Origin of the sequence: Pseudanabaena sp. FACHB-1998 (genome assembly GCF_014696355.1) — a bacterium.
Lineage (GTDB): Bacteria > Cyanobacteriota > Cyanobacteriia > Pseudanabaenales > Pseudanabaenaceae > Pseudanabaena.
On record NZ_JACJQA010000012.1, the window covers coordinates 1 to 12,190 of the forward strand.

Genomic DNA, 12,190 nt, shown 5'->3' on the forward strand with positions numbered 1-12,190 from the left:
TGGCCAGTAGTTGGAATTTGGTTCACCGCATTGGGCGTAAGCACAATGGCATTCAACTTGAACGGATTCAACTTCAACCAATCGATTTCTGACAGCCAAGGACGAGTAGTACCAAGCTGGGCAGACGTAATCAACCGCGCAAACTTGGGCATGGAAGTAATGCACGAGCGCAACGCTCACAACTTCCCACTTGATTTGGCAGCAGTTGATGTAGCTCCTGTAGCTATGGCTGCTCCTGCTATCAACGGTTAATTCTCGGAAGTAACTATCGAAACTAGTTTAGCTAGCTAAACTGAAAAAAAAGAAGGAGTGGCTTTGAAAAAGTCACTCCTTTTGTTTTGTTTAGTGTTTGTATAGCGCAGATAAATTCTAAAAAAGCTTGCTTCGCAAGCTTTTTTAGAATTTATCTGGGTTTAGTGATTCCCGAAAAATAGAAGCTTATAAAATAATTACCAAAACCCGTAAAATTGCGTCCCTTCGGCGCACAATTTTACGGGTTTTGGTAATTATTTTGCACAAGCACTTATATAGCAATGCAGAGGCTAGCGAGGACAAATCCAAGCTCAAAAGATAAGTGGCGGCGCGAAGCGCCACTTATCTGAGTTTAACGATTTAAACTGACAGGGCAATTAGGCTTTTCGGCGGTTTCTGTGGGGACGGGATCGGGAGGTAAAAGTGCAACAACATGAGGAACAGGACGAGGCTCATACGCCATGACCGACTTACCACGATAGGCAAGGGCGGCACTGGCTCCCGAATCTAGCATGACAGCATCTTGCAACCCAGCCTTCGCCAAGATTTTACCTAAGCCGACGGAATCGATCATTTCCATGGTTACACCGATTACGGGTCGACCAGAGCGATCAATCCCCCAGAAGGCGCGATCGCGGCTAGCATCAAAACCATAGAGCTTACCAAAGGACTCGGCGGATTGAGGTTTTCCGTCACGGACTAGCCAACCTGCGGCAACAAAGGCATCAGTGACATCAGATAATTCCGACCTCACTGCTTCTAGAGAGTTATGCTTAGCGGCATTAAAGGGAATAAATTTGATTGTTGTAGGACTAATTAATACGAGTGGACGACCATTTAACAATGGATTTTCGCCTTTATTGCCGACATTAAAAATTCCTGCATTGCTAGAGAATTGGCTCATCACAGGTCCAATCATCGTATTACCATCAATACGTTCAAGGGAGAAGAAACCGCCATCAACGGCAGCGATCGCATTGGGGATCAGCGGTAAAATTTCAGCAACCTGAGCGCGTTTGTCGGCATGAGCCGTTACCGCACGACCACCATAAACCAAGGTAAGAGGCAGACCATCGACAGTTACTTTTCGCTTCTCAACGGGGGTAGTGAAATTGATACTGCCATTGCTCACCGTTGGTAAGAGAGATAATTGATTGCCCGAAGTTCCACTCGAAGCTTGCTCGATCGCTTCGTTAAATCGCGATTGTCCAAAGCGCATGATGGTTAGTAAATCTTCGGACTCATTTGCTGAACGCTCCTGTCTAGGATCAAGACTCATTGCTAAAGCTGCCTTATAGCCAGCTTTCTTGATTTTCTCCTTTGCAACATTCGTGAAGTCTCCTTCAGGATAGGTGAAGTAATCGATATTAATTCCTAGCTCCTTTTCAAGGACTTTTTTCGATTCCGTCACTTCCTTCTCAATTACTGCATCACTAAGATCTTTCAAATTGAGGTGATTAACTGTATGCGAAGCTATGGTGACTAACCCACTTGTCTGCATTTCTCTCAGGTTATCCCATGTGGCTTTGGGCTTTTGTCCGCCAGTTCCCACAAAGCGTGTATGAATTGACCAAACCGCAGGGTAGTTATATTTTTTGAGCAATGGGAAAGCATATTGGTACTGCCCCACATAATTGTCATCAAAAGTTAGTAGGACAGGCTTTTCGGGTAATTGAGCGCCTGTACGCAGGTGACTAACTAAACGATCCATCGAAATTGGTGTATATCCCCCTTCTTGCAAAGTTTGGAAATGTTTTTCTAGTTCCTGTGGTGTAACATCCCAATCGACATCCTTGGTAGCTGTGATGTCGTGATACATAATGATGGGGATTTTTGCTCCACGGGCGCGATCGCTAATTTGAGGAAATGGGGCAGGGCTGAAACTTGCAATCAGATCTGAGTTGATGGTAGTACTCAGATTGGAGAGGGTTGGCAGCGGATCGTTGACGATCGCATTAATCGCTCTAACTTGATAGAGGGATGCGGTTACGGAGTCAAGAGCATTGTATTGACAAAATGATTGACTATTATTGATGCTAACTGGGCTTGCAGAGTTGGCACTTACCGAACTATCTAGCGCAGTTGCAGAGGATGTACGATAGGTCACCAATCGCGAGGCGATCACAGCACCCATACTCGTACCAAGAGCAACTAAAGCTAGCACTAGCCAAATAATGTTCGTATTGCTGCTTTTTTTGTTATTTCCCCTGCTCATAAAGATTTATAAATTTCTTAATATTACTAGCGCCTATTTAATCAGACAGCCATCACGTAAACAAGTACCCTCTATTAAATGATCTGTACGCTGCTAAGCAGGGTACAGATCATTTAAGCCAAAAGAAAAACCTTGAAAGTATTGTGAAACAATACTTTCAAGGTTTTTCTTTTGGCTTAAATGCAAAGGGTTGTAACTATGCCCATCCTGCAAACTGATAGACGATTAAGCCGATATATTCTTTGATAGCGTTGGTGGTGTTTTTGAGAGCCTCGGCGTTAGGCAACAAATCGAGTATTAGAGCCCATCCTTTATTATTCTCATTATTTACTGACAAAAAATCCGTTGGCGCTGCAATGGTTTCAAAGCCAACTTTACGAAAAATTTCCATCGCTCGCGGCATATGTAACGCTGAAGTTACTAGCAAAACTTTATTAATACCTCGCGGATCGAGAATTTGTTTGGTATTAACGGCATTATCGCGGGTATTAAAAGACTGAGACTCTTGCAAAATTTGCGTCGATGGCACACCTATAAATTCCGCGATCGCTGCCATATCCTCGGATTCAGGATTGCCCCCTTCACCGTACCAATCAGCCCTACCACCTGTTACTACCATCAACGGAGCTTTGCCCTGTTTAAAAAGCAAAGCTCCATACAAAATGCGATCGCCTGCTTCATTGACCTCATACCAAGGTCGAGGCGCAATTCGAGGACGAGTGCCTCCTCCTAATACTACAATTGCTTCTACTTGAGGCAAATTTTCGTTAGGTAAATATTGCCATTCAAGCGATCGCACCAATCCCTTAGAAATTAGCTCATTACTGCTGAGAAATAGAATAGATAAAGCTATTGACAGCAAAATTACCGCAAATCGACTTTTTCTGAATAAATTAACAAATTTACTAGCAATACTTATGTTTTTTGATCTTCGTGATCGCCATAATAAACTAGCTAAGGCGATCGCTATCAATAGGCTAGATAAACCTAGAGGATAAAAGAAAAGAGGAAAAAGTTTAGATAAAAATAATGACACAAATTTAAAAACCTATTTCAAAATCTAAAAATTACAAACCTAGAGAATATCCACAAAAATACCATCGTTGACGAAGAAAGAATTTACAATTGTTTACAAATAATGCTCCTTTTTACATAACTAAACAAATTCTAAGTAAATGCACCCTACTCACTAAAAGAATAGGCGTTTTAAAGTAAATAACTAGGCATATGTGGACAAGCTCGAAACCTCCAATAGAATTATGGGACAACTCTATTTGAAGTTTTGAGTTTGTCCACACTTTATATATAGAGCATCTCACTTTAGAACATTTGATAAAGGTAAGGGGCTTAAGCCCTTTGTTTAAGGCTTAACAAGATCGGGACCGCACCAAAGAGAGATGCTCACCTTTATATAAGACTGAGCTACTAATCGGTTGACAAGCATTATGATTAAATAATAAGCTTTGATATTTCATATAATCTATATATCTGTATATCAAGATATTAAATTGCTCTAAAAATCAAAAAAAATTTTTTAGAGGATTAAGCGGGTACTCTCTAAAGAGTAAAGTTCGAGACATGTGGTTCACCTTTTAATAAGCCAAAGTTGGCGTAGTTTAAGAAGCTGAAATCAAAAAGCTCTTGTAATGGGGGGAGTAAGATTCTTTTCTTTGTTTATAAATTTAGCTACATAGATAAATTTCAATTATGATTAGTGCTGCTATTGATATGTCTATTGATCAACAACAGTCCGCCAGAGAACTATTAAAGAAGCTGGAAACAAGCAAAAATGGGTGTGTTTATGTTGTTCATGATCGCATTCGTTGGTCTTTCTATATTCAAGAAGGTAAGTTAGTTTATGTTTCTCATTCTTTAGAAAGTTTTGAAAGACTAGAAAGGCATTTGCGAGGTCTTAGTAGGGAAGTACCAGCACTAGATGATAAGTTGCGATCGCACTTACGTTTGATGTTTGACGATCCATCTCCAGACAACGCTAAGTATAAAGTTACCAGTGAAATTCTTTGTACAGAGTATATTGCAATTTTATGGCTAGTTAATGAAGGTTATCTGTCTAAACCGATGGCGGGAAAGTTGGTTGCAAGGATTATTCAAGAAGTAATCGAATTATTTCTCTGCTTGCCTGACGCTAGTTTCAAGGGTATCCATTATGAGCATTTACTTCAAGATACTTATTGCAGTCTCACAATTGCTCGAATTTTAGAAGTGGTTGAACGAAGATTGAAGGCATGGTATAGCCTTGGCCCCACGATTTATTCTCCCTATCAATGCCCTTACCTAGTTAGTCAAACCAATGCCGCTAAGAGAATGTCCGTTGAAACGATCCATCGTCTTGGGCGCATTTTACGAGGATTTAATTTTTGTCAATTAGGTGCATTATTGGGTAAAGATCCTTTAGCGATCGCCAAGCAACTTAGTCCTCTTGTCTCCGATGGTTCTATTCTGCTACGCGATCCCCTAGAGCCTTTTAATATGTTGCCTCGAACCTATTATTTAGCTCCTGAAGAAGAACAAGAAAACATCGAAAAACTTGCAGAAAGCTTTGATGATGAGAATATCGAATCTAGTGGTGAACTTTCGAGTATTTCTCAGATTGTGTCACGGCAATCCGAAAAGATTTGGAAGGTTGTTTGTATTGATGATAGCGAATCAATGCTAAGTATTATTAGTAGCTACTTAGGGAGCGAAGACTTTCAAGTAACTTTAATCCAAGATTCGCTGAAAGCTTTGATGAAGATTACTTCAATTCGCCCAGATCTAATTCTGTTGGATATTGGAATGCCGAATGTTGATGGATATCAACTTTGTTCCTTAATTCGTAAGTCTTCAAGTCTCAAGGATATTCCGATAGTGATGGTCACAGGTAATAAAGGCATTATTGACCGCGCTCGCGCTCGTATAGCTGGAGCTACGGACTATTTAACCAAACCATTCTTACAAGCCGACCTCCTGAAAATGCTGATGCGCCATTTAATGTGATCTCAAAGTAATGAAGTGCCGCGCTCTGCGCGGCACTTCATTACTTTGAGATATGTATTGAAATCTACATACAGTCATGTATTGGTGCTTTTATGTTATCTTTATATTTTATTAAGAATTATCAGTTTGCTAATCCCTTAGATAGTCTTTTAAAGCCCAATTAAAGCCTAATCTTTATAGAAAACCTAAGAAACAAAGTTGAGAGTAGATTATGACAACAGTTCTTGTAGTTGAAGATACTGCTTCGGAGCAGGATTTGATAGTTAGTTATTTAGTTGAAAGTGGTTACAGCGTAATTAGTGCAAATAATGGGCAAGAAGCTCTCAAAAAAATTGAAGCTAGAAAGCCTGATGTGGTAATTACCGACTTAGTAATGCCGGGAATGAGTGGTTTAGAACTATGTCGTAGTTTAAAGAAAAATGTTGAGACTAAGGATCTTCCCATCGTTGCCTGTACTTCTAAAAACCAAGAACTTGACAAGCTTTGGGGAATGAAACAGGGAATTGATGTATATGTAACTAAGCCTTTTTCCCGTGAAGATATTCTTAGGGCAATTCGTTCTGTTGCTTAAGTACCTGACTGACATTCTTTTGATTGGTTATGTGACTATCAATTCCTAAACTTCAAATAAACCTAAACGTTTACAACAAATAAGGAGGCAATATTTTGATTACAGTATTGGTTGTGGAGGACACACCGTCGGAACGCGAATTGATTTGCGACTACCTCAGACAAGGGGGATATAATGTGGTCAGCGCTGTCAATGGAGGCGAAGGGTTGGAGAAGTTTGCAAAAACACAACCTAATGTGGTAGTTACGGATTTGGTAATGCCTGGCATGAGTGGATTGGAACTATGCCGCGCTATCAAAAAAACTGCTACTACTAAAGTGCCTGTAATTGCTTGTACTTCTAAGAATCAGGAACTTGATCGGCTCTGGGGGATGAAACAGGGTATCGATGTCTATCTGACTAAGCCTTTTACTAAGGATGATATTTTGCAGGCCGTGCGATCGCTTAATGTAGGAGGATAATATGAGCAACTTGACGATCGAATTACGTGAAGAACAATCACAGGCGATCGCAGGATTGCCCTATCTAAGTTTGCAACTCGAACGCAATGTTACAGTTGCGGTGCAGCTAAAAATTGTGCGGGAGACGTTAGTGCTACCTGCGGAACGCTTTACCCAAATGCCTAATGTGCATCACTGCCTGATGGGTCTAGTCGAACACCGTAGTAACGTGTTTTGGGTGCTGGACTTACCGCAGCTACTAGGATTTACGCCCTTACAATCTAACGCCCTTGAAACGCATCTTGCCATTTTACAAATAGGTGGTGCGTTTTTGGGTTTAGGGGTACATCGTATTGGGCGAGTGATGAGATTTTCCGAGACCGAAATTGTTTCCCCGCAGGAATTGCCACAGACAGCCACTCCCATAGAAGCCATACCATTTTTGCGCGGCTGGGTTAATCAAGACGAAGGTGATTTTAGTCATCTTTATGTTTTAGATGCCGAAGCGATCGCCTGTCACAATTTCTCTGCATAGTTTTTCCCTTTAGCCTTTCACCTTTCACCTTTTCTTTGAAAAACGGAGCTTACCACTATGGTTCTTGATTCTCGTTCTCGCGTTGACAGCCCTGAAGCACTGAATGGCAATGGGAAAAACCCTGTAATTAATGGAACTAGTAATCTGGTTAAGAATGACATTAATTTAACCAAAGAAGCATTTACCAAAGCGACAGAGGCAGAATTAATACCCCTCTCTTCTAAATCTAGACAGAACCCCATGGGGAGGTGGTGGCAATCCCTAGGTTTGCGGGCTAAGACTACAATCGTATCTGTTACAGCAATCACGATTCCTTTGCTGATTTTAGGGGGATTTACCTATGTCTATGTTGGTCAAAATATTGCAAACTCCACTAGACAAGCCAAATCTCTACGCGCCGAGGGGATGGCATATCGAACCGCATTCTTCATGCGAGAACGCTATGGAGATATTCAAACCCTCGCCAACTTACCAATCTTCACTAATCCCAAACTACAGAACTCATTAACCTTGGCTGAGCAGAAAGCCATTTTAGATAACTATCTAAAAAGTTATCTTGTTTATGACAGCATTGCATTGTATCGATTAGATGGCTCTTTAATCCTTGATGCAAGCACAGAGCCTGCGCCTGCCAATGCTTCCAAAAGAGCTTATTTCCAAGAAGTCCTCAAGACTGATAAGGCGGTGATCAGTCAGCCAGAGCCGTCAGTTGTAACTAAAAATATAAGTGTTTTTATTGCCGCGCCTGTTAAAGATGTGACCACGGGTAAAACTATTGCCATCATCCGTACTCGATTACAAGCATCAGTTATTGAAAATTTGATCAAAGACTTTAGTGTGGGTGGGGAAAGATACCACATCGCTGAGTCTGACGGTAAGTTTTTTGTGGCTTTAGAGAAGGAACAACTTGGTCGAAACCTCCGAACTGACTTTGCAGGGCTACTTCCTAACATTGAGAAGCGTCAACTTGGATCAACCACAACCATTGACCAAGTTTCTCAAGCTGAAGAATTTACTGGTTATTCTCCCTTACCGAGGATTGACGGGCTACCAGATTTAAGATGGGATGCAGTAGTTGCCGTAAATACGGATATAGCGCTAAAACCTTTACAACAATTGCTGCTTATCTTGGTTGGGGCTACAGGAACGCTAGGGATTTTGGCGGCAGTATTAGCGATCGCGATCGCTCAACGCGCTACTCGTCCACTTATCGAAGCAACGGCGGCGGTGGTTGAACTAGGCAAAGGTAATCTTGAAGCTCGTCTTGCGGTGCAAGGTCAAGATGAAATGTCGCAGTTGGGTAGCAACATCAACTTGATGGCAGGACAATTGCAGCGTTTCTTGGCTTTGCAAGAATCGGAAGTTAAGCTTTCAGAAGTGCGGAGTGATATTTCGCGATTGCAGAGCTATGAGGGCTTGAATCCACTGTTGCTTAACTACTTAGATAGTGTCCGTGCTGTCTTGCAATGCGATCGCGCTGTTATCTATGAATTTGATGCAGAATTTGCAGGACGCATCACCAGAGAATCAGTAGGTAGTGGGTTGACCAGCGCCTTTGACGCTGAACTCAGTGACCCCTGTATCCCCTATAGCATCATCGAAAATTATAAACAAGGTCGGACTGTTGCCACCTCGGATGTGCTTAATGCAGGATTTGCGCCAAAGCATCTCGACTTGATGTATAAGTTGCAGATCAAGTCCAACTTGGTTGTACCAATCCGTCAAGCTGACAGCCTGTATGGATTGCTAATTGTACATAAATGTCAACATACACACGTTTGGCAAGAAGATGAGATTGCTTATTTAAAGAAGGCTGGCGAACAGTTAGGTGTAGCTTTTAACGGTCTTCAACTAACCATTGAGAAGCAAAATACTGCCGAACAAGAACGCGCTCGTAGTGAAGCGATTCAACGAGAGTTAATCACTCTGCTGTCAGATGTAGAAGGTGCTACTAGTGGTGATTTAACCGTTCGCGCCCAGATCTCGGCTGGTGAAATTGGGATCGTCGCTGACTTTTTTAACGCGATCGTTGAAAGTTTGCGGGAAGTTGTAACAAAGGTAAAACAGGCTACCTTGCAGGTAAACACCTCTGTAAATACTAATAACGAATCGATTCGTGGGCTTGCCGAAGAAGCTACTTTGCAAGCAGAACAACTTGACGAAGCGCTGAAATCCGTAGAACAGATGACCCACTCTATTCAACAGGTGGCGTTAAGCGCCCAAGAGGCTGCCGAAGCTTCCAGCACAGCAGCAAGTACGGCGGAAATGGGTAGTGAAGAAATCGAGCAATCAGTGCAAAGTATCTTGCAACTACGTCAAACCGTTGACGATACTGCTACTAAAGTAAAACGATTAGGAGAAGCATCAAAACAGATTTCTAAAGTTGTGGTTCTCATCGATCAGATTGCCCTTAAGACGAACATGCTAGCTTTAAATGCTAGTGTCGAAGCAGCCAGAGCAGGTGAAGAAGGTCGAGGCTTTGCGGTGGTTGCAACTGAAGTTGGTTCGCTGGCGGCTCAATCAGCAAATGCAACTAGAGAAATCGGACGTTTAGTTGAAAGTATCCAACAGGAAACTAACGAGGTAGTACAGGCGATGCAAGCCAGTACTGTACAGGTGATTGAAGGGACTAACCGAGTTGCGGATGCGCGAAAGAGCTTAAACCAAATTGTGGAAGTCTCCCGCAAGGTAAACACATTGTTCCAAGAAATTTCATTGGCAACCTCTTCGCAGGTGCAAATTTCCGAATCAGTGCGATCGCTTATGTCTAACCTCTCTAATCAGTCTCAGCGTTCTTCGGAAACCTCACGGGATGTTGCTAATTCCCTTCAACAAACGGCAAGTGTTGCCAGTCAATTGCAGTCATCGGTAGAAACCTTTAAGGTTGATTGATAGGTGATTGGTCGAGATGTTATAGGAACAACCGCAGAGATTATTTAGATAAATATATGCTTGCCAATAAAGAATCAGTCAAGGAATCTACGAAAGAATCACCCACCGAAGTAGTTAATGAACCACAACCTCTTGATCTACTTCTCCCTCAACCTGTACTAGAACCCCAATTAGTTGAAGCTGCTGAAGACACGAAAATCATTCGCGGCTTAAAAGTGTTTGTGGGAACAGGGTTAATTATATTTGGCTTCTCTGCTTGGAACCTTTTTGATATCTATCGAGGATTCCGTTCGATTTCTGAACGTAATTTCCGATTAGAAGAACTAAGCGGTCAAATCGTGCATTTTGACGAGGTTCTCACCATGTCCGCACGGATGGCTGCGGCAACAGGTGAGCCTAAGTGGGAAGAGCGATATCTTAAGTACGATCCCTTGCTTTCGGCAGCCATTGAGGAGTCTACAAAAATTGCTCCCGAAGCCTATAAAAGTAACTCAGAAGTAATTAATGAAGCCAATAATAAATTGGTGAATTTAGAAAAAAAATCCTTTGAATTGGTGCGGCAGGGTAAAAAGAAAGAGGCTTCTCGAATTCTTTTTAGTAATGAGTATGAAACTCAGAAAAAGATTTATGCCGACGGTACGAAGACGACTTTAACCGCAATTCAAACGGAAACTCAGCGTGACTTTCAGTCATTTAGTCAACGTTTAATTATTTCTTTGGTTTTTACTATTTTAACTTTACCTGCGCTGATCGCCGCTTATACAATTGCTTTGAAGTTAATTCGTTCCTATCTTCGCGAACGCGACCAAGTGCAAAAAAGTATTGTCAATCTCCAAATCCAACAAGCTGAAGCAGAGCAAGAACAAACTAGCAGGGAACTACAACAATCAATTTTGGCAGAGCAAGAACTCGAAAGATTGGAGCTACAAAAAGCTTTGGCAGAGCAGGAGCGTCAACGTACTGAAAGTTTGCAAAGGGAATTAATTAACCTAGTTACGGATGTGGAAGGTGCAACCACTGGAGATTTGACGGTACGGGCTCAGATATCGGCGGGTGAAATTGGGATCGTTGCGGACTTTTTTAACGCCATTATTGAAAACTTGCGCGACATCGTCCGTCAGGTCAAGAAATCAACAGGACAAGTAAATATATCGGTAGACACCAATAACATTGCTATTCGGCAACTTGCGGACAATGCGAGTTACCAGTCTCAGCAGCTAGAATCAGCGCTTCAATCTGTTGAAGAAATGACCAATTCGATTCAACAAGTGGCAAATAGCGCCAAACAGGCGGCTAATGCCTCAATCACCGCCGCAAACACGGCGGAAAATGGAAGCATGGTTATCGATCAATCAGTACAAAGTATCTTGCAATTGCGTCAAACCGTTGCGGAGACTGCTAAGAAGGTAAAACGCCTTGGGGAAGCATCGCAACAGATTTCTAAGATTGTGGTGCTGATCGATCAGATTGCTTTGAAGACAAATATGTTGGCGGTGAACGCCAGCATTGAGGCGGCGCTAGCGGGTGAAGAAGGTCGAGGCTTTGCGGTGGTTGCCGAAGAGGTCGGGGCGCTTGCAGCTCAGTCAGCCAATGCAACCAAAGAAATCGCTGGTTTGATTGAAAGTATTCAACAAGAAACTAGTGAAGTAGTACAGGCCATGGAAGCTAGTACGTTACAGGTGGTTGAAGGGACGAACTTAGTTGAGGACGCTCGCAAGAGCTTGACCCAAATCGTAAAGGTTTCGCGTCAGGTCAATGACTTGTTCCAAGAAATTTCTCTTGCTACAACCTCACAGGTGCAGACCTCAGAATCGGTACGATCGCTGATATCTACTCTCTCCCAACAATCTCAAAATTCTTCCGAAATTTCTCGCAATGTGGCGATCGCTCTGCAAGAAACGGCAGAAGTTGCCAATCAGTTACAAGTATCTGTTCAAACCTTTAAGGTTGAATAGTTAGAACTTACGCAACGATTAGAGATGATGCGGACAAGGTTCGTGCCACATTTATCTAAAATGTATAGCAAAGAAAGGGATAGTTAGGACAAATGACAGAAAGCTTGTTGAACAGCATCCCATAAACTTTTACATTGTCCAATAATCTTACTGACATAACTCTTCAATCTAGCCCAGAATTTCTCAATCTTGTTTAAGTCAGGAGAATAGGGAGGCAAAAGAGACTGTCAAGAAAAATGTGTAAAGTCTAGAAGCTAGAGATGGAGACGATCCTCAAAGAGGATGGCAAATCGATTAAGAGCAGGTTTCCAATCCCGAATCGGCATTGTCCAC

General features: G+C 42.2%; 8 protein-coding genes and 2 pseudogenes. 7 read left to right on the top strand and 3 right to left on the bottom strand.

Annotation, left to right across the window (positions count from 1 at the left end; translation table 11 throughout):
* Positions 1–252 (top strand): annotated as a pseudogene (locus tag H6F42_RS05565) (photosystem II q(b) protein); the annotation flags it as partial.
* 352 nt (positions 253–604) lie between these two features.
* Here H6F42_RS05565 and H6F42_RS05570 read toward each other — a convergent pair.
* On the bottom strand, positions 605–2,467 hold the full coding sequence (locus H6F42_RS05570) for a polysaccharide deacetylase family protein (RefSeq protein ID WP_190398373.1): 1,863 nt from the start codon (positions 2,465–2,467) through the stop codon (positions 605–607).
* A gap of 196 nt (positions 2,468–2,663) precedes the next feature.
* Positions 2,664–3,503 (bottom strand): ElyC/SanA/YdcF family protein, encoded by an 840-nt coding sequence (locus tag H6F42_RS05575; RefSeq protein WP_190398374.1) that lies wholly within the window; start codon positions 3,501–3,503, stop codon positions 2,664–2,666.
* A 671-nt stretch (positions 3,504–4,174) separates the two neighbouring features.
* On the opposite strand from H6F42_RS05575, the gene H6F42_RS05580 reads away from it, so the two are divergent.
* The 6 genes from H6F42_RS05580 (at position 4,175) to H6F42_RS05605 (ending at position 11,857) form a co-directional block, all read left to right on the top strand.
* Positions 4,175–5,464, top strand: a complete 1,290-nt coding sequence (locus tag H6F42_RS05580) for a response regulator (protein WP_190398375.1) — start codon at positions 4,175–4,177, stop codon at positions 5,462–5,464.
* Positions 5,465–5,675: 211 nt separating this feature from the next.
* Positions 5,676–6,035, top strand: coding sequence for a response regulator (locus tag H6F42_RS05585; protein ID WP_190398376.1), 360 nt, complete (start codon positions 5,676–5,678; stop codon positions 6,033–6,035).
* Positions 6,036–6,130: 95 nt separating this feature from the next.
* Complete coding sequence (locus H6F42_RS05590) at positions 6,131–6,496, top strand: response regulator (RefSeq protein WP_190398377.1); 366 nt, start codon at positions 6,131–6,133, stop codon at positions 6,494–6,496.
* A 1-nt stretch (position 6,497) separates the two neighbouring features.
* Positions 6,498–7,010, top strand: coding sequence for a chemotaxis protein CheW (locus H6F42_RS05595; protein WP_190398378.1), 513 nt, complete (start codon positions 6,498–6,500; stop codon positions 7,008–7,010).
* 57 nt (positions 7,011–7,067) lie between these two features.
* On the top strand, positions 7,068–9,902 hold the full coding sequence (locus tag H6F42_RS05600; RefSeq protein ID WP_190398379.1) for a methyl-accepting chemotaxis protein: 2,835 nt from the start codon (positions 7,068–7,070) through the stop codon (positions 9,900–9,902).
* 56 nt (positions 9,903–9,958) lie between these two features.
* Complete coding sequence (locus tag H6F42_RS05605; RefSeq protein WP_190398380.1) at positions 9,959–11,857, top strand: methyl-accepting chemotaxis protein; 1,899 nt, start codon at positions 9,959–9,961, stop codon at positions 11,855–11,857.
* Between the two features lie 83 nt (positions 11,858–11,940).
* Here H6F42_RS05605 and H6F42_RS05610 read toward each other — a convergent pair.
* Positions 11,941–12,075, bottom strand: a pseudogene (locus H6F42_RS05610) (transposase); the annotation flags it as partial.
* Positions 12,076–12,190 lie beyond the last annotated feature (115 nt).

Coding starts and splice junctions, on each gene's coding strand:
- H6F42_RS05570 (WP_190398373.1), bottom strand. CDS start 2,467: ATGAGCAGGGGAAATAACAAAAAAAGCAGCAATACGAACATTATTTGG.
- H6F42_RS05595 (WP_190398378.1), top strand. CDS start 6,498: ATGAGCAACTTGACGATCGAATTACGTGAAGAACAATCACAGGCGATC.
- H6F42_RS05580 (WP_190398375.1), top strand. CDS start 4,175: ATGATTAGTGCTGCTATTGATATGTCTATTGATCAACAACAGTCCGCC.
- H6F42_RS05605 (WP_190398380.1), top strand. CDS start 9,959: ATGCTTGCCAATAAAGAATCAGTCAAGGAATCTACGAAAGAATCACCC.
- H6F42_RS05600 (WP_190398379.1), top strand. CDS start 7,068: ATGGTTCTTGATTCTCGTTCTCGCGTTGACAGCCCTGAAGCACTGAAT.
- H6F42_RS05585 (WP_190398376.1), top strand. CDS start 5,676: ATGACAACAGTTCTTGTAGTTGAAGATACTGCTTCGGAGCAGGATTTG.